Annotated in this window: 21 protein-coding genes and 1 tRNA gene; 18 read left to right on the top strand and 4 right to left on the bottom strand. The window is 44.1% G+C overall.

Features of this window, described 5'->3' with window-relative positions; translation table 11 throughout:
• The first annotated feature begins 77 nt into the window (after window positions 1–77).
• The 4 genes from ZYMOP_RS08420 (at window position 78) to ZYMOP_RS08435 (ending at window position 3674) form a co-directional block, all read left to right on the top strand.
• Complete coding sequence (locus ZYMOP_RS08420) at window positions 78–980, top strand: transglycosylase SLT domain-containing protein (RefSeq protein WP_049778874.1); 903 nt, start codon at window positions 78–80, stop codon at window positions 978–980.
• A 470-nt stretch (window positions 981–1450) separates the two neighbouring features.
• Entirely contained in the window at window positions 1451–2962 is a 1512-nt protein-coding gene (locus tag ZYMOP_RS08425; protein ID WP_013934899.1) for a mannitol dehydrogenase family protein, read from the top strand.
• 172 nt (window positions 2963–3134) lie between these two features.
• Window positions 3135–3563, top strand: a complete 429-nt coding sequence (locus ZYMOP_RS08430) for a hypothetical protein (protein ID WP_013934900.1) — start codon at window positions 3135–3137, stop codon at window positions 3561–3563.
• A 34-nt stretch (window positions 3564–3597) separates the two neighbouring features.
• A tRNA-Pro gene (locus ZYMOP_RS08435) sits at window positions 3598–3674 on the top strand.
• 105 nt (window positions 3675–3779) lie between these two features.
• Here ZYMOP_RS08435 and ZYMOP_RS08440 read toward each other — a convergent pair.
• Together ZYMOP_RS08440 and ZYMOP_RS08445 are read right to left on the bottom strand one after the other, a co-directional pair.
• On the bottom strand, window positions 3780–4616 hold the full coding sequence (locus ZYMOP_RS08440) for a class I SAM-dependent methyltransferase (protein WP_013934901.1): 837 nt from the start codon (window positions 4614–4616) through the stop codon (window positions 3780–3782).
• A gap of 87 nt (window positions 4617–4703) precedes the next feature.
• On the bottom strand, window positions 4704–5753 hold the full coding sequence (locus ZYMOP_RS08445; RefSeq protein ID WP_013934902.1) for a TraB/GumN family protein: 1050 nt from the start codon (window positions 5751–5753) through the stop codon (window positions 4704–4706).
• Between the two features lie 338 nt (window positions 5754–6091).
• Here ZYMOP_RS08445 and ZYMOP_RS08450 point away from each other — a divergent pair, with 338 nt between their 5' ends.
• From ZYMOP_RS08450 to ZYMOP_RS09460, 3 genes are all read left to right on the top strand, one after another.
• Complete coding sequence (locus ZYMOP_RS08450; RefSeq protein WP_013934903.1) at window positions 6092–6964, top strand: glycine--tRNA ligase subunit alpha; 873 nt, start codon at window positions 6092–6094, stop codon at window positions 6962–6964.
• 2 nt (window positions 6965–6966) lie between these two features.
• The gene (gene glyS / locus ZYMOP_RS08455; protein WP_013934904.1) at window positions 6967–9015 is read left to right on the top strand and encodes a glycine--tRNA ligase subunit beta; all 2049 of its coding nucleotides are present in this window, start codon (window positions 6967–6969) and stop codon (window positions 9013–9015) included.
• A 298-nt stretch (window positions 9016–9313) separates the two neighbouring features.
• Complete coding sequence (locus tag ZYMOP_RS09460; protein ID WP_158498510.1) at window positions 9314–9469, top strand: hypothetical protein; 156 nt, start codon at window positions 9314–9316, stop codon at window positions 9467–9469.
• A gap of 231 nt (window positions 9470–9700) precedes the next feature.
• On the opposite strand, the gene ZYMOP_RS08460 is transcribed toward ZYMOP_RS09460, so the two are convergent.
• Window positions 9701–10801 (bottom strand): NAD(P)/FAD-dependent oxidoreductase, encoded by a 1101-nt coding sequence (locus ZYMOP_RS08460; protein WP_013934905.1) that lies wholly within the window; start codon window positions 10799–10801, stop codon window positions 9701–9703.
• Window positions 10802–11319: 518 nt separating this feature from the next.
• Between ZYMOP_RS08460 and ZYMOP_RS08465 the strand changes: the two genes are divergently transcribed.
• From ZYMOP_RS08465 to ZYMOP_RS08510, 10 genes are all read left to right on the top strand, one after another.
• Window positions 11320–12156, top strand: a complete 837-nt coding sequence (locus tag ZYMOP_RS08465; RefSeq protein ID WP_013934906.1) for a porin — start codon at window positions 11320–11322, stop codon at window positions 12154–12156.
• 176 nt (window positions 12157–12332) lie between these two features.
• Window positions 12333–13124, top strand: a complete 792-nt coding sequence (locus ZYMOP_RS08470) for a deaminated glutathione amidase (RefSeq protein WP_013934907.1) — start codon at window positions 12333–12335, stop codon at window positions 13122–13124.
• 229 nt (window positions 13125–13353) lie between these two features.
• Window positions 13354–13794 (top strand): DUF3576 domain-containing protein, encoded by a 441-nt coding sequence (locus tag ZYMOP_RS08475; protein WP_013934908.1) that lies wholly within the window; start codon window positions 13354–13356, stop codon window positions 13792–13794.
• A 17-nt stretch (window positions 13795–13811) separates the two neighbouring features.
• Entirely contained in the window at window positions 13812–16349 is a 2538-nt protein-coding gene (gene leuS, locus ZYMOP_RS08480; RefSeq protein WP_013934909.1) for a leucine--tRNA ligase, read from the top strand.
• 14 nt (window positions 16350–16363) lie between these two features.
• The gene (lptE, locus tag ZYMOP_RS08485) at window positions 16364–16960 is read left to right on the top strand and encodes an LPS assembly lipoprotein LptE (protein ID WP_158498540.1); all 597 of its coding nucleotides are present in this window, start codon (window positions 16364–16366) and stop codon (window positions 16958–16960) included.
• Window positions 16957–17973 (top strand): DNA polymerase III subunit delta, encoded by a 1017-nt coding sequence (gene holA, locus ZYMOP_RS08490; protein WP_013934911.1) that lies wholly within the window; start codon window positions 16957–16959, stop codon window positions 17971–17973. The genes lptE and holA overlap by 4 nt, the downstream gene beginning before the upstream one ends.
• A gap of 553 nt (window positions 17974–18526) precedes the next feature.
• Window positions 18527–20557 (top strand): FUSC family protein, encoded by a 2031-nt coding sequence (locus ZYMOP_RS08495; protein WP_013934913.1) that lies wholly within the window; start codon window positions 18527–18529, stop codon window positions 20555–20557.
• Window positions 20554–20787 carry a DUF1656 domain-containing protein gene (locus tag ZYMOP_RS08500; RefSeq protein WP_013934914.1) on the top strand — a complete coding sequence of 78 codons (234 nt, stop codon included), beginning with the start codon at window positions 20554–20556 and terminating at the stop codon, window positions 20785–20787. Before ZYMOP_RS08495 ends, ZYMOP_RS08500 begins: the two co-directional genes overlap by 4 nt.
• An 8-nt stretch (window positions 20788–20795) precedes the next feature.
• Window positions 20796–21929: an efflux RND transporter periplasmic adaptor subunit gene (locus ZYMOP_RS08505; protein ID WP_013934915.1), complete on the top strand. Its 1134-nt coding sequence runs from the start codon at window positions 20796–20798 to the stop codon at window positions 21927–21929.
• Window positions 21926–23626: a TolC family protein gene (locus ZYMOP_RS08510; protein ID WP_013934916.1), complete on the top strand. Its 1701-nt coding sequence runs from the start codon at window positions 21926–21928 to the stop codon at window positions 23624–23626. The genes ZYMOP_RS08505 and ZYMOP_RS08510 overlap by 4 nt, the downstream gene beginning before the upstream one ends.
• Window positions 23627–23712: 86 nt before the next feature.
• On the opposite strand, the gene ZYMOP_RS08515 is transcribed toward ZYMOP_RS08510, so the two are convergent.
• Window positions 23713–24138, bottom strand: a complete 426-nt coding sequence (locus ZYMOP_RS08515) for a JAB domain-containing protein (protein WP_013934917.1) — start codon at window positions 24136–24138, stop codon at window positions 23713–23715.
• A 200-nt stretch (window positions 24139–24338) separates the two neighbouring features.
• Here ZYMOP_RS08515 and ZYMOP_RS08520 point away from each other — a divergent pair, with 200 nt between their 5' ends.
• Complete coding sequence (locus ZYMOP_RS08520; protein WP_252507419.1) at window positions 24339–24905, top strand: thiamine phosphate synthase; 567 nt, start codon at window positions 24339–24341, stop codon at window positions 24903–24905.
• The last annotated feature ends 43 nt before the right edge of the window (window positions 24906–24948 follow it).

Here is a 24948-nt window from a genome sequence, read left to right on the forward strand (position 1 = left end):
CATAAATTTTGCTTTAACTTCCAAGATCAGGAAAAACCTTAATCACTAAGGGGCTTACGACTAGGGGGATCATAGGCGTGACGGCCAATTTTGTTTCATTATCGAAGAAAATGGAAAGCAAGATGGAAGCCATTCGTTTGGCTATCGGTCGTGCTGCACAGGATACTGGCGTCGATTTTTCCTATCTTATGGCGCAGGCCAGAAGCGAAAGCGGACTTAATCCCCATGCCAAAGCCCAAGGCTCTAGTGCGACAGGTCTCTTTCAGTTTTTAGACCAAAGTTGGCTAGGAGTCTTAAAACAGCATGGAGATTCTTACGGCTATGGTTGGGCTTCCGACGCTATTACCAAAGAAGGCGGGCGTTGGGTTGTAAGCGACGCATCGCTTAAATCCCAAATTTTTGCCTTAAGAGAAGATCCTTCAGCCGCCGCCTGTATGGCCGGCGCTTTTGCTGCTGATAATGCAGAAACGCTGGCTCAATGTCTGGGGCGTCCGGCCAGTAGAGGGGAGCTTTATTTCGCGCATTTTTTAGGGGCTTCGGGTGCCAGCCGTTTTCTTACAAAACGGGCCGCAAATGGTAATGCCTGTGCGGCCTCTCATTTTCAAAAAGAAGCAAAGGCTAATCCCGCTATTTTTTATGATCATCATGGCCGTGGGCGTAGCTTTGATGAAGTGTTTAATTTGCTTTCTTCTCGTCTCGATCACAACGCAACCGGCAGTGATAGCGTATGGGAGAAAATGAATAACTTACATTATGCATCCTATACTAAGCCTGTTGAGGGCATGAATTTTGATAAGGATAATCGTAACTTTATCGCCATGGCGATGAATGGGATTGATGGCTTAACCGCAGCCGCGATGCTTAGTCATCGACCGAATACAAAGGGTCATTCTTCCCTTGGTCTTAAACAGTCTTTCAATACTGAAAATGCTCGTTTGGCATACACGCTTATTGCCTCAAAATTATCCAATAATATTTAATTAAATCCTAGATATTATTTCTAAAAATAAGGCCGTTATAATTTTTGTAACGGCTTTTTTGTTATGTCTGTTCTATTTTTTGTGGAACTATTTCCTCTTAAATTCCTTTCTTAAGAGTAGTTAATAATTTTTTTAAATTTATAAGGATAATATTTTTAGTAAATTTGAATTTTAAAATTTAAAAATAGTTTTTATTAAAAATTTTTTAGTAAAAAATGATAAAAATATATTTTTTTATTTAAAATTTTAAAAAATACTTTGTTTTATTTGTTAATTTATTATATATTAATAATATAATTTTATTTTTTGACGGTATATTGATTTTTAATCGTTAATATACTACATAGTATGCATAAATATGGGCAGAATTACTATCTGTCTGCATGGCAGCAAAGACCACTTTTAGGTCATGGTAGAAGGATAAACGCGCTCTTTTTGGGGCCTGAATCATTTTTTTGAGGAGATAGATAATGGCAGCCACCGCTGAACTAGAAGCAGCAATCAAGCTTAACGAAAAAGCTCTGGCGGATCTTGATCCCAAACATGTAAAAATTTTTCAATATGATCGTTCAAAAATAACCCCCGGTATCGCGCATATAGGGGTCGGTAATTTCCATCGTGCGCATCAGGCACGCTATATGGACGACTGCCTTGCCATACCCGGGAATGAAAGCTGGGGCATTGTCGGGATCAGCCTGGGTGATCGGGAATCTTCCAAAGCAAAAGCCAAGGCGATGCAGGATCAGGATTGTCTATATACACTGACAGAATATGATCCTAAGGGAAAACCCTCAACGCGTGTCATTGGCTCTATCATTCAGTATCTTCACGCGCCGGAAGATCCGGAAGCGACCATGAAAGCCTTGGTTGATCCTGCCATTCGTATAGTCTCCATGACTATCACCGAAGGGGGGTATCATCTGGATAGCGAAGGAAATTTTCAGGCCGATGCGGAAAGTGTTCAGTATGATCTGAAAAATCCTAAACATCCTAAAGATACATTCGGTTATCTTGTTGAAGCTTTAGCGCGTCGTCGCCAGGCAGGGACAAAACCTTTTACTATTTTTTCTTGCGATAATCAGCGCGGGAATGGTGATGTCGCCAAAAAAGCTGTCTTAAGTTTTGCTAAGTTACGAGACAAAGAGTTGGCGAGCTGGATCGAAGAAAATGTCAGTTTCCCCAACAGCATGGTGGATCGGATTGCGCCGACGGTTACCGATGAGGATATAAAATCTGTTGCCGAGCGGACAGGCATTGAGGATCAAACCCCCGTTTTGGCAGAAACCTTTTCTCAGTGGGTTATTAAAGACGAATTTTGTAACGGTCGTCCACCTTTCGAAAAACTGGGCGCTCAATTTACGAAAAATGTTGCGCCTTATGAACATATGAAGGGGCGGATGTTAAATGCCTCTCATACGGCTATTGCACTTACAGGCGTGACCGCAGGCTATGAATATGTGGACGAAGCGCTGGATGATCCGGCTATTTATAAGCTGGTTTACGACTTTATGACGAAAGACGTTATGCCGGTTATTGAAGGACCGGATGGCACTTCGTTATCCGATTATCGGGATTTAGTGCTTCAGCGTTTCAGCAATCCCGCCTTGAAGGATCAGCTGGTACGCATCGCGGGAGACAGTGCGAATAAATTGCCCACTTTCTTGCTACCGACAATTAACGAACATACCGAAGATGAAGATACCAATAGCCGAGATCTTCGGCGGATGGCCTTTATTTTGGCTTGTTTTCGTCGCTATCTTCGCGGTCTTAATGACAAAGGTCATAAATTCTCACCGATTGAGCCCCATCTTTCCAAGGAAGAAATTGCAGAATGGGGCAGTGAGAATACAGAAGGCTTTTTAAATTGTCGGATTCTGGCTTCTTTAAATCTGGCCGATAATGAGGCTTTTGTAAAAGCGTTTAACCACGCCGTTACTTTATTAAAAACACATGGAGTCTTGGAAGCACTGACGTATCTATAAACAGATATTATAATCAGATAATGAAAGGTGTCTGCAAAGAGCAGACACCTTTAAAGTATTCAACTGCAAAAATAATACTGAATTTTTACAGGATGTGATAAAAAACTCGTATAGACGGGTTAAAGGTCAAGCTGATAGCGTTTTAGTCCAATTCTAGAATAGAGACCCAATAGTGCCGCTTTGTCAGGAAAACAGCCTTAATATCGGGCGTGATCTTCAGCAAATACACCATATCGCTACCTTTTTAAGGCTATGGTATGAAGAAAAACAGGCTGAAATTGTAGGCATCCCAGAACAAAAATCTTCTAACAAAGAAGACGATTCCGCAATGCCTGAAAAGGAATTTTTTTCTTTTTCTTTAATGGAACAGCTTAATCAAGCTTATCATAAAGCGCCTGAACTACTTTCTTATCAAATGAAAATATTATTAGACGAATGTATCGCCATGGCACAAATCGGTATCGAAGTGCTTATAAAGGCCCGTCAAACGGGGGCAGATCCGGCGATAGCGGCGGGTAGTTTGGCCTCAGCTTTAGAAAGAGATGTCCGACGGATGCGTTTATTACTCCTTCCAGAGACTCCAAGTCGTATTTGTGATTGACTATCCTGAAAAATTGATTAAGGAAGACAGCCGTCGGGGAGTAGCGCAGCCTGGTAGCGCATCTGCTTTGGGAGCAGAGGGTCGCAGGTTCGAATCCTGTCTCCCCGACCATCCTTTTTTGAGTATCCCTGTAATCGTCAAATAAAAACTACGCCTATAATCGCGTTCGTTTTTTTCTTACTTAAATAGTCTTATCTCATTAGAGAAGGTCTTATCCTATTTGGGTTTGACGAATTTCAATGTCATGCGATCACTTTCTCCGATCGCCCAATATTTCTCCTGATCTTCCGTCCCCAAAGCCAAACTAGGCGGTAATGTCCAAACGCCTTTAGGCCAGTTATGGGTATCTTTTGGGTTAGCGTTAATAGCAGACTCACCGGCAAAGATAAAACCGGCGGCTTTTGCTAAGCGAATGACAGTAGATTTTTTGACATAGCCACTGGTTTTTTCCAAAGTGCTGTTTTCGTTTTCTGGTAAACGATGTTCAACAACCCCCAGAATACCGCCCGGCTTCAAAGATCGGTAAAAGTCAGCGAAGGCCGTGGCGGCAACGTCATCGCCTGCGGATAAAAGATTGTGGACGTTACGGAAAGTCAAAACACGATCGGCTTTACCATCGGCCCAAACCGCGTTTTCTAGAGGATTAAAGCGTAATGTGATAGCCTGTCCATACCAACCTGGGTGCATGGCCATCCGTTGTAAAAAAGCAGTCTCTTTGGCATCATTGTCAGGCAGTATCGCATAATAATTACCACTATTGGCCTCAAGCGGAGCGAGTATATCGCTATACCACCCTTTTCCCGGATAAAATTCTATCACGGTTTGCGAAGGCTTTACGCCAAAAAAGCGCAATGTTTGTAGCGGATGACGATAGACGTCTCGCGCCTTATCTGATTCTGCACGACGACTGTCATTGATCGCCTTGATAAGACTTTTATCGTCATTTTGAGTAATAACTTTATGAGAAGCAGCGGCTACAGGGTAGGTTATCGCCATATTACCGGCCAAAGCAACACTTCCGATAGTGGCTATCGTCATCAATCTGCGCTTCATTCTATTTTCCTTAAATGCCCTGTCTCATGTCATAATAGCCTGAGTATCGGCACAGCTTTATCAAGTGAAAGCTAACATTCTCATGAATTAATTGTCGATTCTGACCGGATAAATTTGATGTTCGGCTAAAATACTACGCAGATTTTTGGCTCCACCCAAATGTCCTGCCCCTACAGCTAAAAAAACTGTACCGGGGGTTTTTAGTCTGTTCTCGATCCACGCTGCCCAGTGCCGATTTCTTTCTTCCAATAAAATATTCTGTAAATGTGGAAGCTGGCTCATATTTTGATTAACAATATTCGCTAGACGGTTTTCGTCACCGGCAGCCCATGCCTTAATTAATAAGCGGATGATGAAAGAACTTTGCTCATCTTCTTCTAGGCTAGAGCGTAAAAAAACCTCCTGATCAGCGGGCGATAAATTCGCTAAAAAAGAAAGCTGCTGCTTAAAATCTTCGAGTTCGTTAATATTTTTTGCTTCACTTTGGGCCTTGGCGATCAAAATAGGTTCAACACCTGATAAGGTTTTAATGCCACTTTTTTGATAATGGAGCATGGTTAAAGTCACGGCGACAAACCAAGGCTCAAAACGATCCAAGCTGTTTTTAGGCATATGAAACCGTGTTAATTCTGCCTCAATGCGACGTGTTAAGGCAATGGGTAGTCGTTTTGGCAGCGGCTTTCCTGATTTATTCAAGGCTAATTCTGAAACAATCGCTTGTACCTGATCGGCGGGCGGGGCCTTGGTTTCAATGACTAATTCCGAAGATTGTTCAAAGGCTTCCTTGATATGCCGATTAAACCAGTCATAACGCGGATCTAACAGGTGGATGGTACCAAAAAGATAAATCGTCGTATTGTTCTTATGAATCATCCATAAGGCAGGATGGGCATCTATAATAATCGAATCTGGTTTACTCTCTGAGGCGGGCAAGGCTTGGACAATTTCAGTAGAAGATAACTGGGCAATAGTCTTCCCCGAGATCGATTTATAGGATTTGGAAGACTGGGCCGTGGATGTCTTTTTAAAACGGGTAGCCGTTGAATGAAGGGCATGTTGTCGGATCGCATAAGGATGCTCTGATGCTGCTAAAAGAGCTGAAACAATCCCGATACAGGATATTATCGGTGTAATCATAAGCCTTCTCCTGCTGCGTTTGATACGCTTTTTGCCTTGGAAAAAGCAGATGACAAGGGCAGGGGCGACGATATTCAGAATTCTTGCGCTATTCTGCCCCATAAATCGCGTGATAAGAGGCTCAAAAAAAGAAATCCTGTCTGTATCCTCCTAACAAAAGTGCAAAAAACGGTTTTTAAAGGTAAGAGGTCTTCAATTCCGCTGCGTTACTGAGTAGAGCATAAGCGCTTCGGTTTCATCTTTTGGGATGAAATCGGAAGATGGTTTTATTTTGCGGATATAAATTTTTATATCCGCCCAGATTTGTCCCTGTCGCCGTGGGCATCATTCGAGGAAAAATGCCAGAGAGTCTGTCCTTCCAAGCACTTATCCTGAGACTTCATGATTACTGGAGTCAACAAGGATGCGTCATTCTGCAACCTTATGATATGGAAATGGGGGCAGGAACCTTTCATCCGGCAACCAGCCTGAAAGCGCTCGGGCCCAAGCCATGGAAAGCGGCCTATGTTCAGCCTTGCCGCCGTCCCGCCGATGGCCGCTATGGTGAAAATCCCAACCGGCTTTGCCATTATTATCAATATCAGGTTATCCTGAAGCCTTCACCTGATAATCTTCAAGCCCTTTATTTGGGGTCTTTAGAAGCTATTGGTATTGATCTTTCCCTTCACGACATCCGTTTTGTTGAAGATGACTGGGAAAGTCCGACTCTAGGTGCTTGGGGGCTGGGTTGGGAAGTCTGGTGCGATGGCATGGAAGTGACCCAGTTCACCTATTTCCAGCAAATCGGCGGTTTTGACTGTAAACCGGTTTCCGGTGAAATCACTTACGGTCTTGAACGACTGGCGATGTATATTCAAGGTGTCGATAACGTCTATGACTTACGCTTTAATGATGAAGGCGTAAGCTATGGCGATGTTTTCTTAGAAAACGAGCGTCAATTCTCCGCTTATAATTTCGAAGCCGCCAATACAGACACTTTATTCCGCTGGTTTAAAGAAGCGGCGAATGAATGCAAAGCTTTGCTGGAACGTGAAAATCCGCTTCCTTTACCGGCTTACGATCAAGCGATCAAAGCCAGTCACATTTTTAACCTGCTCCAATCGCGTGGCATGATTTCAGTTACCGAGCGTCAGGCTTATATCGGCCGTGTCCGTGAATTGACGAAAGCAGTGGCTGCCGCATGGATGGCCTATAATGGGTGGGAGGCATAAAAATGGCTGATTTTCTGCTTGAACTTCGTTCGGAAGAAATTCCGGCCGGTTTTCAAAAAATGGCGGTGGACAAACTTGCCGAGCTTTTAACGGCACGTTTAACCGAGGCCGGCATTAAGCCGGAAAAAACTGAAAAATACGCAACCCCCCGTCGTATCGCCTTATTGATGCGCAATTTGCCGGAAAAAACCGAAGCGGTCAAAGAAGAACGCCGTGGCCCCCGCGCTGATGCGCCTGAAAAAGCTTTAGCGGGTTTTCTGCGTTCAACCGGCTTAACCCGAGATCAATTGGAAAGCCGTGATACCCCCAAGGGGCAATTTCTTTATGCCATTATTGAAAAGCCTGGCCAAGAATTAACCACAGTTTTAGCGGATATTATTCCGGCTATTATCCGTTCTTTTCCCTGGCCTAAATCCATGCGTTGGGGGCATTTTTCCAGTAGCAGCGAATCCTTGCGCTGGGTACGTCCTTTAAAGGGTATTGTTGCACTTTTGGATGATCAGATTATCCCTATAGAATTAGAGGCGATCACCTCTGGCAATAAGACTAAGGGGCATCCTTTTCATAACCCGAACTTTATCACTTTGGGTAAAGCGGCTGATTATCCTGAAAAAATGGCCGCCGCGCATGTGATGATTGATTTTGATACACGGGTCGAAAGCATTACACGCGCTGCACGCGCTGCCGCTAAAGCCGCAAATCTGACTTTGATCGAAGATCCGGTGCTGGCGCAAGAAAATGCAGGTCTTACGGAATGGCCGGTGCCTCTTCTTGGTCATTTCGATGAAGCTTTTCTCGCTGTCCCTCGGGAAGTTATTCAGCTTACTATGCGTACCAACCAGAAATATTTTGCTTGTAGCGATGCAAAGGGCAATCTTGCTGCGGCCTTTATTTGTGTTGCCGATAGACAAGCAAGAGACCGTGGGCGGGAAATTATCGCGGGTAATGAAAAGGTGCTTTCTGCCCGTTTATCGGATGCGCGTTTCTTTTGGGAACAAGACCTTAAAATTCCTTTGGAAAACTGGTTGCCCAAGCTCGATTCCGTTTTGTTTTATGAAGGCATGGGTTCGGTCGGTGATAAGGCTAAACGCATTGCGGCGCTTTCAGGGTATATTGCTGATCAAATTGGGGCTTCACCCGATCTTGCAAAGCGGGCCGGGTTGTTAGCCAAAGCAGATCTTGCCAGTAATATGGTTGGCGAATTTCCTGAACTGCAAGGCATTATGGGCGGCTATTATGCCAAGGCGGGCAAAGAGGATAGCGCGGTAATCAGGGCTATTTCGAGTCAATATCAAGCGGAAGCGGGGGAAGCGGTCGCGGCGGCTGTCGCGTTAGCCGATCGTATTGATAGTTTAGCATGTTTTTTTATGCGTAATATTCGCCCGACTGGCTCGAAAGATCCTTTCGCCTTAAGACGGGCTGCAGTTCAAATTATTCAGACCATTATCGCCCATCAATTGCGTTTACCTTTAGCCCCTCTTTTTAAAGAAGCCGGTGCTGGCGATCAACTAGATGGCTTGTTAGGCTTTATTACTGAACGTTTAAAGGTTCAGCAACGCGAAGCGGGCATCCGCTATGATCTGATTGATGCTGTGTTAGCCTTGGGCTATGAAGATGATGTCATTCGTCTTTTGGCACGGGTTCAGGCCTTGCAAGATTTTCTTGAAACCGAAGAGGGACGCGATCTCTTAGCGGGTTATCGACGGGCTGCAAATATTTTAAAGGGCAGTGAGGAAAATGCCTCTGGCATGATCAGTGAAGAGGCTATGGAACCCGCGGAAAAGGCCTTGGAAACCGCTTTAGCAGCGATCCATAATGATCTGGAAGCCGCGCTATCCGGTGAAAATTATGCCGCTGCTATGACAGCATTAGCCAGCTTACGCCAACCGATTGATCAATTTTTTGATCAGGTTATCGTTAATCACGAAGATGAGAGCATACGTCATCGTCGTCTCGCTTTATTGGAAAAAATCCGAAAAGCGATGCACCGCGTGGCTGATTTTTCACTTGTTGAAGCTTTAGCTATTGAAGCTACAGGCGGTAAGCGCTAAATAAAAGATAGCTTACGCATTAGAAAGGGCGGTTCAGATTTCTGAGCTGCCCTTTTTAGTGTCTTTTATCGCGTATAACAAGCAGTCTCTAATAATAATTTTGGCTATTTTTTTTATTTCATTATTTTAATTAAATTAACTTAATGGTTAAAATATTGTTTATTTTAGTAATTAAAATCTTTTTTTCTAAAAAAAAATAATAGAATCCTTTTATACCAGAAGAAGGGGGGCAGCGCCCATCTAACTTAAATATTGATTAAAATGACTATTACTTAATGATGGCGATGAAGGCGCTAAAATGCGATCAAAATTAAAAAGGTTAATCGTATGGCCGTTTCTATCGATTTCGGTCTCTTCTGCCCAAAGTTATTATCGAGAATGTGACCTTGCAAAGGGCAATAAATTTTTCTGTCGTGGTTGGTATAGTGGTAAAGCCATTATCAAAGATAAATAATTTTTTGTTGCCTTTATCATGCACATAGAGCGGCTTCGTTTTTCACTTTTTTATTCTCGCTATCTGCTATCTTTATGGGGTGAAGGCGCCCTTACTGATTTCCCATGCAAGCATTAATATTAAAGGGCATAGCCTGCATGGGTTTCTTCGCAATCAGTAGAAAATATCGTTAAGAGCGCTTCACAGACTAAAATTTAATTTGATCTTCAGGTGAAATCTTGACCGATGATCTTAGACTTGAAACCGTTTCGGTGAATAGCGCTCTGGATCGACGTCTTTTAACCAATCGGGTAAGGCTTGTTCTAATAACAAGCACGCCGCTAACATAGAACCCGCTGAAGAGGTCTGGATACCGAATCCCCCCTGTCCAGCACACCAAAAAAAGCCTTCTGCCTTAGGATCAGCGCCATAAATAGGGGCACGGTCAGGTGAAAAACTCCGTAAACCAGCCCAAGTACGTTCCACTTTTTCAATTTTCCAATCAGCGGCCTGTTGAAAACGGTCAATAGCTATCGCGACATCCATTTCTTCGGGCGCAACATCTGCTGGCGGCTGTGGATGTTCATCATGCGGTGATAACCAAAAACGATTGCCCGCTTCTGGCTTAAAATAAAAACGAGTTAAAGCATCAATAATAATAGGCATCGCCGCCGGTGGAGTAGGGCTGACCTGTAGTTGAATCATCGTGCGACGATAAGGCGTAATAACCACAGGTAAGGCACCTGCTAATTTTGCAATTTCACTAGCCCATGCACCCGCAGCATTTACAACACGGGCCGCTTTAAAGCTACCGCGCGTCGTTTCGATGAACCAATATCCCTCTTTTCGAGTTAAGGCCGTAACACGATTATGCGTGTGTAATTCCGTGCCCGTTTTTTTTGCTACGGACAAAAAATGGGCATGAAGCGCCGCGACATCAATGTCTTCACAACTCGCTTCTGATAATCCATGATCCCAGCCCGCTTTTAACCGTGCGCCGGTGGCCTCAATCGCAGCCCGATCCAGCGGCGTTAAAACGACAGGTGTGCCTGCAAAGCTTTCCTGAAATTTCTTTAACGCGTCTAGGCCGTCTTGATCTGCGACATGGGCAATGCCGCGTGGGAATAGGAATCCCCCTGCCTTTAACCGTGGGCCTGATGCACTGGTTAAAGGTTGAATGGCAGGGCCACCATAGGTTTCTGACCAGAACGCAGCAGAACGACCTGTCGCATGGTAACCGGGGGTTGCCTCTGCTTCCAATAACAAGGTGGTGGCTTGATCCCCAATCATCGCCGCCAGTCCGGCCCCTGCAATCCCACTTCCGATAATGGCAATATCGAAAATTTTAGACATTTTTTTCTCCATCCCGACAGCGCCTTAACGCTCTTAAAAAAGCTATTGTCAGTTGATCCCTTGTCAGGCAACCAACTTTATGCGCTTTCCACTTATAGTTAGAGAGAGAAAATGGAATATATTAATTTATAACAATTAAAACATCATTTTTATAGTATTTGGTATTATTATTTTTGTTTTAATATTTGTTTCAAACAAATATTAATATTAATTGAAAAATCGCCCAATTCATTAAAAATTATTTTAATTTCATTGATAAGATATTGAAATACTAAACAAGCAAAAAAAACAATTACTCACATTTTTTTTAGAATTCTCTTTTTAAAAATCGTTAATAATTTATTAAAAAAAGATTGTTGTTATTATATTTTTTTAATGTTGCGTTCCACTTACAGTGCAACCATGCCACACCCCTGTTGTTTTGTTGGGAAAAAAAAGAAAACCCTCTTATAAATATAGAAAATATATCAATCTTTAGTTAGAAAGTTTTTATTCGGAAAGGGGATCAGCGTTAGAAAATGGTTTTGCGCAAGCTTGGCATCGGCTTGACAAAAGGAGGGGGCTCCTTTGCTTATCGATTAGGGGGATGTTTTTTATTTTTTTTGTCGGTTCAGCCTGTGATTGCCGCTTCGCAACCTATTGGGCCGCCGTCTCCTAAAATCGTATCAAGCCATCCGCCTTTTACCTATCATAGCAATCGTAGTCATCACTCTGAAACCAGAGGGAATACTACACGCCTGCAAGTCATCGGGCATAATGGTAACGATGCGCCCATAGGTTCTTTCACGCCCTCGATTGGCGATCCTCGATTGGCCGCCGCTTTTGCGCAATCCCCCGCTAATCCGATTTCTTCCGGTTTTCAGTTTACGCCTTCTTCTGTCCCCGGGCATAAGCGTGCCGTTACTGTTGCGGTAAGGGCGCATATTCTACCACCTACCGGAGAGCATAACGGTACGCCTCAAAGCTTGTCTATTGCCCCCGGCACGGCTTACAATATGGGGGCTTCTCTCAGCTGGAAACAATTTACGCTTTCAGGGGATGTCGGGCATGTCAATGAAGGGCCGATTTTAGGGGGGCGTGATGCTTTTGATGTCGGGGTAAATTATACCAACCATAATTGGTCTACCCGCTTTCAACTTAATTCTGCCCGTAACACCGGTGAAAGATCATCTGCCATCGGTGATAATACTAATTATTCCTTAGATGTGGTCGGTTCTTATATGTTGAACCATCGCCTTCAGCTTTCTGGTGGCTTGCGCTATTCGATGCAACGGAACAGCCATATTTCACCCTCGGCCCCTGATGTTCATCGTGATGGGCAGGCTGTCTATCTGGGAACGACTTTCAAATTCTAATAAATCCGATAAGGGTTTCTCTCAACTTTAAATATCGTCGCTATTAGAGATGACACGCCCTATCATTCAAACTTGTAGTTTTGATAGGATTAGGACTTTACCAAATTAATATTTATTTATGGTAATAAGGATACCAGATTATATTTTTATAAGTAGAGAGATGAAGGAGCCTTTTTTTGAAAGTAGCCCTAGGTCAGTTTGCGGTTCAGCCAGATTGGCATGACAATCTTGTAATATGTAGTGATCTCATCGAGCAGGCTGCGCTTGGTGGTGCTGATTTTTTGTTGTTGCCTGAAAGTATATTGGCACAGGATATGACCGATCCTGATATTATCCCCAAAACAGCACAACCTATTGATGGTCCTTTTATAACGCATCTTCTGGCGGTGACAAAACGCTATCCCAAACTGACTATGGCGGGGTGTCTTCCTATCCCTGATGGCCTAAACCGTTTTTACAATACGCTACTCGTTATCAAAAATGGTCAGATTATTGCAGAATATCGCAAACTTCACCTTTATGATGCTTTTTCCTTTCAAGAATCTCGATCTATCACTGCGGGCAACAGTTTACCCCCTTTGGTGGAAGTGGCCGGTTTTAAACTAGGTTTAATGATCTGCTATGATCTTCGTTTTCCAGAATTAGCGCGCCGCTTGGTTCTGGAAGGGGCTGATGGGCTGATTTTACCGGCTTCTTGGTTAAAAGGGCCGGGGAAAGAATCGCATTGGGATATTTTGGTAAAAGCGCGCGCGCTGGAAAATACCTGCTATATGATTGCAACAGGTGAATGCGGGGCACGGAATATCGGGAACAGCATGGTCGTCGATCCCTTAGGGGTGGCTATTGTAAGGGCTGGGGAAGAACCTGCTTTAATATTTGCTACCTTAGAGCATAGCCGCATAGAACACGCACGATCAGTTTTACCGGTGCTTCACAATCGCCGATTTTTGCCGCCCAAATTTATTTGATAATTTCGGAAATATCTGCATATCACTTTAAATATAGATACTTTCAGAAAAACTATACGATAAGTCTTGCGTCTGGTGCGACAAAATAGAAAAAGCTATAGAACAGATAGAGAGATATACCCATAAAATCTGTCTATAAGACCGCATACGTTCTTACTCTTGCTAGGAAGCCCAGACCATTTATAAGCAAAGCTGTCACACCGCCATTGTTTCCGGGGATTGCCACTTTATGTTTTATCGCCGCTTTATCTCTTTGCTTCTGGCTGCTGTCATTTTACCACTGACAGCTTGTGGCCATGGCCATCAAAAGAGTGTAGCGGGGCTTGCCCCTTCGAGATTAACGACTATCGGCATTAATGCCTATCTCTGGCGGGCGGCTCTGGAAACTTTTTCCTTTATGCCTCTTATCCAGACTGATGCTAATGGTGGTGTTATTATTACAGATTGGTATATCAATCCGGCTAGCCCTAATGAGCGTATGCGCGTGGCTGTTGCTATTTTCGGAGATGATTTGCGCGCTGATGGTTTAAGGATTTCTGCCTCCCGTCAGGTTTTACGTGAGGGCAGTTGGATAGACGAACCCGTCGATGCCAGTACTGTCCAGCGGCTTGAAGATGTGGTGTTAACACGGGCCCGTGATCTTCGACGGACAGCTATGTCTGGTGATTAAGAAAAGGTTTTCGATTAATGAATGAGTCTGGTTTTTCCCAGCGTTTTAATCCGCATGTTATTGACCGTCGCTGGCAGAAAAAATGGGAAGAAAGCGGCTGTTTTCACGCAAAAGATAATTCAGATCGACCGCATAGTTATGTGCTTGAAATGTTTCCTTATCCTTCGGGCCGTATCCATATGGGACACGTCCGTAATTATACGATGGGGGATGTCCTAGCCCGTTATCGTCGCATGAAAGGCCATGAAGTCTTGCATCCTATGGGGTGGGATGCCTTTGGAATGCCCGCTGAAAATGCTGCTATGGAACGCCATGTTCACCCGCGTGAGTGGACAATGTCGAATATCGCTACGATGCGTGAGCAGCTAAAGCGTATCGGGTTTGCCATTGATTGGAGCCGTGAATTAGCCACTTGTGAACCATCTTATTATGGCCAAGAGCAAGCCCTTTTTCTTGATCTTTACAAGGCAGGGTTAGTTTACCGGAAAGAATCAGCGGTCAACTGGGATCCCGTAGATCATACGGTTTTAGCCAATGAACAGGTTATTGATGGTCGCGGCTGGCGTTCGGGTGCCTTAGTAGAAAGACGAAAGCTTAATCAGTGGTTTTTAAAGATCACGGATTTTGCCGATGATTTATTAGAAGGTCTAAAAGACCTTGATCAATGGCCAGAAAAAGTCCGCGCTATGCAGGAAAACTGGATTGGTCGTAGCCAAGGGATGCAATTTCACTTTCATTTTGACAAAGCCCCTGAAGGTTTTGATCAAATCGAAGTTTTCACGACACGTCCTGATACGTTATTTGGGGCCAGCTTTGTTGCTATCGCCTGTGACCATCCTCTGGCGAAGGCGCTTGCTGAAAAAATGGCAGGCTTACCTGAATTTATTGCTGATTGTCAGCAGATGGGAACGGCGACTGAAGATGTTGAAACCGCTGAAAAGAAGGGTTTTGATACAGGTCTCTCGTTAACGCATCCTTTTGATAAAAACCGTAAATTACCCTTATTTATCGCTAATTTTGTTCTCATGGATTATGGAACCGGGGCTGTTTTTGGATGCCCTGCCCATGACCAACGGGATCTGGATTTTGCCCGTAAGTATAATTTGCCTGTCACCCGTGTAGTGGCGCCGTCTCCAGAAGAAGCGCATGAACCAATTGCTGACAAAGCAGACAGCCGCCCGGGCATCATGGTCAATTCCGGCTTCTTGGATGGTATGGCCTATGAAGACGCTAAAAAAGCCGTCATTCAGCGGGCTGAAAAGGAAGGATGGGGCAAAGGCACAACGGTTTTCCGGTTGCGAGATTGGGGGGTTTCCCGTCAACGCTACTGGGGCACGCCGATCCCTATTATTCATTGTGATAGCTGTGGGCCCGTTGCTGTCCCACGGGAACAGCTTCCGGTTACTTTACCCGATGATGTCAGTTTCGATAAACCTGGTAACCCCCTAGAACGGCATCCGACATGGAAAAACGTTAATTGTCCTTGTTGTGGAAAACCAGCCCGTCGGGAAACGGATACGCTGGACACCTTTGTTGATTCATCTTGGTATTTTATACGCTTTGCCAGCCAACCTTCCGATCAGCCTTTTGATAAAAAAATTGCCGAAAAATGGCTCCCTGTTGGTCAATATATTGGGGGGGTAGAACATGCGATCTTGCATCTTTTATATGCGCGCTTCTGGACAAGAGCGTTACAGTCTATCGGACGTCTTGATATAAAAGAGCCTTTTACAGGTTTATTTACGCAAGGCATGGTTACCCATGAAACCTACAAAGATGCGGAAGGGCATTGGTTAGCGCCGGAACAAATCCATAAAAACGAGGAAGGTATTCTTTTAACCACTGAAGGTGGCCCTGTTAATGTTGGCCGTGTGGAAAAGATGTCAAAATCAAAAAAGAATGTCGTCGATCCCGCACCGATTTTAGATCAGTATGGTGCCGATGCTGTTCGTTGGTTTATGTTGTCCGATAGCCCGCCGGAACGTGACTTAGCATGGACTGAATCGGGTATTGAAGGATGTTGGCGTTTTATGCAGAGACTTTGGCGCGTTAGTGCCTTTGCTTTGGATAAAACTTCCGGCGAAGATCGGGATTTGCTTCGTCGTTTGCACTGTGCGATCAAAGATATTGGGACCGCTATTGAGGATCTTTCCTTCAATAAAGCAGTCGCCAAAATCCATGATCTGGTTAATGCTATCGAAAAAGCCAAACCTTCTGCCAGCCGTCGGGAAGCCTCCCGTATCCTATTGCGTTTGGTCGCCCCTATGGTGCCCCATCTGGCCGAAGAAGCCTGGGATATTCTTCAGGAAGACGGCTTCGTTGCTGAAACATCATGGCCGGATTTCGATCCTGCTATGACGATAGAAGACGAAATCGTTATTGCCGTTCAGGTCAATGGTAAACTGCGGGATACGTTAACGGTAAGCCGCACAACATCCAAAGACGAACTCGAAAAATTAGCAACTTCTTCTGCTAAGGTTATAAAGATGCTGGACGGCAAATCGCCTAAAAAGGTGATTGTTGTGCCGAACCGGCTCGTTAATCTGGTAGTATAAAGGCCATTGATATGCTGCATCTTAGCAAGCCGTCCAAAATAGCGCTTCTTCTGTTTTTATGTATGCCGCTTCCCGCTTGTGGTTTGCATCCCCTTTATAAAGGGGGTAAATCCGGGCCGGTTGCTAAGATGCTTGGCACTATTCACGTGGCCTCTATTCCAGGTAAATCAGGGTATTTATTGCATGGTGCCTTGCAAGATAGGCTGTTATCTGAAAATGGCATGACGCCTCAGTATCAGCTGGAAGTCGAGGTTGATGATCGTATTGATGGTTTAGGTATCCGTACCGATAATACCGTTAACCGCGAACGGCGGACATTGCGGGCACGTTATAGGCTAATCAATTTACGCAATAATCAGGTTGTCGTTGATTCTACGGCGGTATCAGATGCCGGTATTGATGTGGTCAGTTCTGAATATGCTACGATTGCGGCAGAAGATACGGCACTTCAACAGATAACTGAAAATGTTGCCAATCAAATTATTACGCATCTTGCACTTTATGCCGAGCGTCGCAATCAGGCGGATCAAAAAGTAGAAAATACGACGGTCAGCCCCGATAAGGCTCAGAATGAAGTAGAAAAACCTCAGACCCCTTCACAAAATCAGTGAAAAGCAATCGCTCTCAGGTCAATAAAGCCATAGAAGCCGTAGGAAAGGGCGAAAAAGTTATCCTGCTGCTCTATGGGCCTGATGTTGCCCAATCACGGGCAATCGCTGATCAGATTGACAAAATAGCCCCCAGCATCGAACGAATAGAACTGACGGGGGCGATGCTCAGGAATGATCCTGCCACGCTAGCCGATGAAGCGGCCTCGATTTCGTTATTCAGCGCTTCGTGCTATGTCCGTGCCGAAGTGGCGGGTGATGAAGCGACAGCGGCTTTGAAATTACTGCTTCCCATACAGAATATAAATAATTCCGTTATTATAATAACCGGAAATTTGAAGCGCGATTCAAAACTACTCAAAACGGCTTTACCTGCGCCCAATATTTTGGCGTATGCGAGTTATCCACCTGAAGGTGAAAATGCCATACGTTTGGTCATGGATTTGGGAAGACAAAAGGGTTTAGCGATTCCTCCTGATATTGCGCAACGCTTAGTACGATATGCTGAAAATAATTGTGCATTGTTCGATCTGGAAATAGAAAAATATGCCTTATACCTAGACGCTTCCCCCGATAACATCGTAACATTGGATCACAATTCAGTGGACCTTCTAAGCGCCGATAATCATGAGGGAAATCTTTCCCAATGTGTAGAAGGTTTTTTTTCCAGAAGTCTTTTTCATACTAAACAAAGCCTCTTGGAACTTTCGGATTCGGGAATAGAGGCTATTGCTATACTCCGTATTTTAATACGCCGCGCCTTACTCTTGTCAGAACTTTCCGCTCAAATAACACAGGGTTCCACCATCGAAAAAGTGATTGAAGGGGCTGGAAAGAAGGTTTTTTGGAAAGAAAAGAGGGCAATTGCTCAACATCTTCGTCAATGGAGAGGACAAGAGCTTGGGCGATTAATAGACTATTTGTTGAAGATTGAACGAAACATAAAACAAGGAAAGACAATAGGTTTTGATTATGTTGCACAAGAGCTTTATTTAATAATCAGCCTTTACCAATAAATTTTTTTATAGAAACCGTTTTCCTTCTTAACTCATTAGCCATTTTCAGTCGAAAATTTTTCGATAAAAATAATTTTAACAAAAAATGCTAGTAGGAAAAAAGCGCTAACCTTAAAATTTTTTAACAATTTAAGGATATATATTTTCAGGATCAAATTTATCGCGTTTAATTTTTTCTTAAATTATCAATCGAAAATTTTGTAGGAAAAAATATAACCTATCAAACGTTTTAGCGATTCTCTTGTATTTGTAGGGTTTTTTTGTTTCTTTTTTATAAAATAAAACCTTACTTTATCTATCTTTTTATAAGTAATTGGCGTTTTAATCCTATTAAAATTTAAGTGACTGTATAAAATTGCTGGATTAAAGGGGGCTGACAGGACTAGGGAAGCTTTCATCACCTATTCTTTGAAATGGGATAGGAAGCTTTCTTGATGGGTGGTTGTCTGCCTACTATGAATGATAGTACCGCTTTAAAAAATTATGCCGTTTTTTTTGGGTCGGGATATAGCTTTTTGGCTATAGCTGCCTTTAATCAATATAGGTCACTGTGATGCTGTTTAATTTACGGCAGGCGGCCTTTGCGCTTAATTGTTATATAGCCGCGATGCTGGGTCTCTATGTCTCCATGCGCATTGGGCTTGAACGGCCTTTTTGGGCTATGACAACTGTTTATGTTGTCAGCCATCCGTTAACGGGCGCCATTCGCTCCAAGTCTTTTTACCGCGTGATCGGTTCTTTCTTGGGGGCTACTTTTGTTTTAGCGATTGTACCCAAATTTGATAACGCCCCGCTTTTTCTCTGCATGATTTTGGCTTTATGGGTGTCTTTCTGCATCTTTGTCGTCATGCTAGATCGCTCACCCCGTTCTTATATCTTTTTTCTGGGTATTGTTACGGCTTCGGTCATTGGGTTTCTCAGCGTAGAAACCCCTATTAATATTTTTCATATCGCCTCGCTCCGCGTTCAGGAAATTTGTTTCGGCGTGGTCTCGGCGGGTTTTGTTCATAGTGTTCTTTTTCCCCATTCCGTCACTAATCTTTTAGCCAAGCAGCTTGATCAAATTCTTAAAGACTGTGAACGTTGGGCTAACCATGCTTTGGCCGGTGATATGACCGACATTGATGAGGCTGATCGTCAGCATCTTACGGTCGATCTAACCAATGTTCATTTTCTTGGAACGCATATTCCTTATGATACCAGCGGCCTACGGCCCACGCGTATGGCACTCGCTGCGGTTCAGGATCAAATTATTCTTCTAATGCCGGTCATTGCTGCCATGGAAGATCGGACGCGTGAAATTGATGATGCCGGTGGTATGTCATCAGAAATCACGGCTTACGTCGAATCCGTTAGACAATGGGTTATTGCGCCTCCAGCCGATGATGCAGCAGAAGCTAGTCGTCTTATTGCGCGTGGAAATGTTTTAGGTGAAAAACTAACTGTTGAGAATTGGCGGGAGTTATTAGAACTTAATATGATCGGGCGACTGCGTCATCTGATCGAAGCTCTACAATCAACGCGTTTACTTGTCGAAGCCGTTAGTCATCCAGATGAACATCCGCCTGCGATGATTGCAGCCTTAAGTAGTGCCCATCGTGTTCGTTCTATGCATCGCGATTATGGTATGGCAGCCCTGACGGCTTTTACGTTATTTTCCATCGTTATGATGATCTCTTGTTTTTGGATCGGAACAAGCTGGCCTAATGGTGCAACGGGCTGTTTGATGGCGGTCATGTCTTTTGGGTTGTCGGCGCAAGGTGGTGATCCTATTAAGACGCAAACCAATTATTTGATTGGGGCCTTTATTGGCGTTGTTTTAGCTGGATTCTATCTTTTTGCTGTCATGACACAAATTCATGAATTTGAATTGGTGATGCTGACATTGTTCCCTGTCTTATTTGTGACTGGCTATTTGACTGCCGATCAAAAATATTTACCGACAGTCCGGCCTTTTATCGTTGTTTTTAACCTGACGATGGCCATTCATCCTGCTTATTCAGCTGATTTTGAGCTTTATTTTAATAATGGTCTCGCCATCGTTGCGGGCGTCGGTGGTTCGCTTATCGGTATAAAAGTGATGCGTGTTATCGGTGCCGATATGATGATACGGCGTCTGTTACAGTCGGGATGGCGCGATCTTGCTTCTACGTTAAGAAGACCTGGAACACCGGATATCGTTGACTGGTCAAGCCGTATGCTGGATCGTATTGGCCTCATGGCACCGCGCATATCTGCTATAAGCCCTGATCAGACGGGTATTCGGGACGATGGTATTCGGGATTTGCGTATCGGAATTTGTATGCTTCGTTTACGTCAACTAGCCACCCGCGTTGATGAGACAGTTCGACATCAAATAACGACTTTGGCTCAAGCTATTGCCGGTTATTATGATGAACTGTCCCATTCTCCTAATATGGAATCATCAGAGGCTATCCTGACCGATATAGATAAGGTCATTGATAGTTTTGTTGACTTGCATAATTCGATAGATCGTCGTGAAGGTCTGACAGCGCTGGTAAGTCTTCGTCGCAACATGTTTCCTGAAGCACCAGGATTCATCAAACAACGGAGGTTGGCATGATAACCGGAGAATTTGATGTTGTCGGTGTTTATATGCATCCACTCGTCGTGGGTGCTGCCATTTCGATATTGATTACCCAACTCATTTCAGTGATTTTGAGTAAACTTAATCTTTATCGTTTCGTCTGGCATCGTGGATTATTTGACACCGCGTTGCTGATTGTTATTTGGGGTATGATTACCGGCTATATTTCTGTAGCCGGTAACCCTGTCGCCTTTTTTCGCTTGTAGGGGGGGACATGGATCGGAGATCCGTCCTGCGCGTTCTCGTAACGCTATTTGTCGTTTTGGTGGCTGTTTGGGTCAGCTTACGCATGTGGTTTTATTATGAACGTGAACCATGGACACGTGATGGTCGTGTTCAGGTCGATGTTGAAAACGTAACGCCTGATGTATCTGGACTGGTCACTGATGTTCTCGTCCGAGAGAACCAGTATGTGACGGCTGGAACCCCTCTCTTTGTCGTCGATCGTGTTCGCTTTCGTCTGGCTTTAGAGGCTGCAGAAGCGGAAGTCGCCAATGTTGCTTCCCGTCTGGAACAAGCTGAACGTGAAAACCGGCGTAATATCCGGTTAGGTGATTTGGTCTCGACCGAAATTTTAGAGCAAGGCGCCTCTAAAGTTGACGAGTTGGCAGCGGAATTAGAGCGTGCCAAGGCTAATCTCAATACAGCACGTGTTAACGTCGTCCGTTCTGTTGTTCGGGCTTCTGTTGATGGCTGGATTACGAATTTCTCCTTAAGACCCGGAAATTATGCAACCGCAGGCCGACCTGAATTTGCGCTTTTGGATCGTCGCTCTTTACGTATTGTCGGTTATTTCGAAGAAACAAAATTACCGCGTATCCGTATAGGGGATAAAGTTTCTATTCGACTTATGGGTGAAAAACGCATTATCGAAGGTCATGTTGATTCAATGGCGCGCGGTATTGCGGATCGTGAATTAAACGCGACGTCTTCCTTGATGGCTAATGTTAATCCGACCTTTACTTGGGTGCGTTTACCGCAACGTATTCCGGTTCGTATTACAATTGACCATGTACCAGAAGGCATTCGTTTAGTGGCAGGGCGGACAGCTACAGTTTCGGTGCATTATAACTCTCATATTCGTCCTATATTGCCTCCGGTTATTACAGGCGGTGTACCTGCTATCTTGGATGACAACACTGTTTCGGATAGTATTGTTAATACTCTTGGAAATAATGAGATGAGTAGTACGACGCATATTACTACGAATACATCTGAGACTATCAATAAGACATCCTCTCATACGGCTCCCAATACGACAGTACATAATCAGTCAGTTCATCAGACAACATCTGTTACGCATCAAGAGAAGGTGAAGAACGTCAAGGCTGAGGAGCATGCACGGTGAAATTGCAGCGGATATCCCTGCTGACGGTCACAATTTTGGCATCATTAACGGCTGGATGTGTACTAGGACCTAAGTATAAGCGTTCTGATAAGGCGGCTATTGAACGTCCTACAGCAAAGGGCAATTTCGTTAGTAGCCAGAATAAGGCTTTTACGAGGATGCCTGACCTGCCGGATCATTGGTGGCATCTCTATGATGAGCCTCAGCTGGACAAACTTATCGAGGAAGCTTTTACCCATAATAATGATTTAAAAGTAGCTGCAGCGGATATCACACGGGCTACAGCCGCTTTGGCGCGGGCACGGGATGCCAAGCGTATCGGCACTAATCTGAATACATGGGCAAACTATATCGAATTTTCGGATCAAAGATATTTGGTTAATAGTGCCAACAGGCCCCATATTCCTGATGCTTTCGCTACTTCTTTAGATGCGATTATTTCCTATCAGGTCGATTATCTGGGGCAGCTGAAACGGGCAATTCAGGCGGCAAATGCCGATGAAGAAGCCAATCGTTCAGCCTATGATATGGTCCGTATCACAGTGGCTGCCAACACGGCACAAGCTTATGTCGAAGTATGTGCCACTGGTCATGATATCGCTATTACCAAAGAATTGATCGCGCTTTCTGAACGTTCTGCTTCTTTGATTTCGCGTATGCGTTCAACAGGCCGTGCGATGGTCACCGATGTTAGACGTCAGATGGCTTTGGAAGCCCAGATCAAAGCCGCATTGCCTCAACAGATTGCACGAAAACAGGTTGCGCTTTTCAGTTTAGCTGTTCTAACTGGCCGACCGCCGGCTGAATTTCCGGCAGAAGTCGCGAATTGCGAGGAAGAGCCTATCTTGCGGCAGCCTATACCTGTAGGTGATGGTGAGACTTTGTTAAACCGCCGTCCCGACGTCCGTAGTGCCGAATATCATTTGAAATCGGCAACTGCCGAAATCGGTGTGGCTATGGGTGAGATGTGGCCTAAAATCACACTGGGGGCCGCTGCCGGTTCAACGGGTATGGCTAACCATATGTTCGGTGGTCATACCCGAGAATTCAATTTAGGGCCTGGGGTGACGTGGCAGGTACCTAATCGGAATAGAGCAAGAGCTGAAATTCTGGCTGCCAGAGCAGAAACTCGTATAGCGTCTGCTCAATTCGATCAAACAGTATTAAATGCTATCAAGGAAACTGAAGCTGCTTTAACCACTTATTCGCATGATCTCGACTATCGCGAACAAGTCGCTTTAGCGCGTGACCGTGCCGATGCCGCCGATAAAGACATTCATCGTCTTTTTTCGCTGGGTCGCATCAACGCCTTACCTGTCTTGGATGCAGATCGCAGTTTGTTACAGTATGAGCAACAACTTGTGTCTGCCGATGGCAGGATTTCTGATGACCAGATCAGAATTTTCTTGGCCTTAGGCGGTGGTTGGTCACGTGATAAGGATCAAATAGAACGTGAACGCCTCAGTGGTACGGCACCAACCCCAAGAATTGTTCGGGCAAAAGGTATTATCCAGCATATTGGAGATGTGACGGGTATCCGTGCTGAAATTGGTAAGGGCGGGGATTTATCCCATGAAAAGGATGCTAAATTAAATAATAGTAACGAGGCTCCACAGCCCGTACAGCCCCCTAAGCCGTTAACCAATAATCAAGGCGTCCTCAATAGTGAGGGCGAGCTAGAAAAACCTGAATCTTAGTAAGGCATTATTAGTAAAAATAAATTTTTATTATACGGGAAGAGGTCTGAAATAAGGGCTCTTCCTGTTTTTTTTGAGGGGGGTATTTAGAGCAAACCAATGCTATGAAAGCTCTGACATTTTTTATTAGCAAAAATTAAATGATCAATTAATTGAATACCTGCCATTCGGGTAACAAGGGCTAATCGCCTTGTTGTTTCCTTATCCATATAGCTAGGCGTAGGATCTCCACTTGGATGATTATGGGCAACGATTAAACTATCCGCACTTAATATAATAGCATGGCGTAAAATATTACGGACATCCAGATAAGACATCAGATGATCGCCAACATTCTCACCGATTACGGCTAGAATATTGCCTTCCGACGTCATGTAAGCAATATGAACCTGTTCAATTTTCAGCCCAACAAAGCGCCATTCAAACAAGCCGATTGCGTCTTCAAGACATCGCACACATCCGCGATGATGTCTTGATTCTTGTCGATCGCTAATCGCTAGGGACAGTTTCATAGCTTAATTTTGGAGTTTTCTAAGAAAATTTTCTAGTATGGTACTATCCATTCTGGGAATTTTTCTAATAAAAGTAAGAAAAATAATATTCATTTTTTGAACAGTGCTGCATTTATGCAGCATTTTCTACTTCATAATGGATTTTTTCGGAATAGAATATGAATAGAAAAACAAAAAAATTTTTACCAAGCCTATGGCTAATGACAGATGAGCGCCTCGGGGAATCACTGATACCCGCCATAAAACGCTTACCACGACATAGCGGTATCATTTTTAGACATTATTATTTACCATTAAAAGATAGAAAAAAATTATTTTTTAAGATAAAAAAAATAGCCAAAAAAAGAAATATAATTTTATTTCTTGCTGATTCGCCCCAACGGGCAGCAGCCTGGCGAGCCGATGGCGTTCACGGTTCAAATTCTCTGAAAAGAACAGCTCGTCCTTTACTTCGTAGCAAGGCTATCCATAATCAATATGATATTGCTACCGCTCAAAAATGTGATTTAGTCTTATTATCGCCTATTTTTGCTACGCGTTCACATCCGGGAAAAGCACCTTTAGGTCGCGTCAAATTTCTCCAGCTTAGCCGTTTTATTAAGCCTGCAATCATCGCTTTAGGAGGAATTAAGGCTAAAACCCTTCGTGCCTTACCTGCGGTATCGGGTTTTGCGGGCATTGACATCTGGCAGAATAATGAACTGCAATCATGCGTTATCGGGCGGCGTTGGCTGTATAAAAATAACAGGATTAATCGGCGATTTTAAAAATCGCCCTATAATTTTTTCCATGCGCATGTTTTTCTTTATT

The sequence above is a fragment of the Zymomonas mobilis subsp. pomaceae ATCC 29192 genome (assembly GCF_000218875.1).
Classification (GTDB): Bacteria; Pseudomonadota; Alphaproteobacteria; order Sphingomonadales; family Sphingomonadaceae; genus Zymomonas; species Zymomonas pomaceae.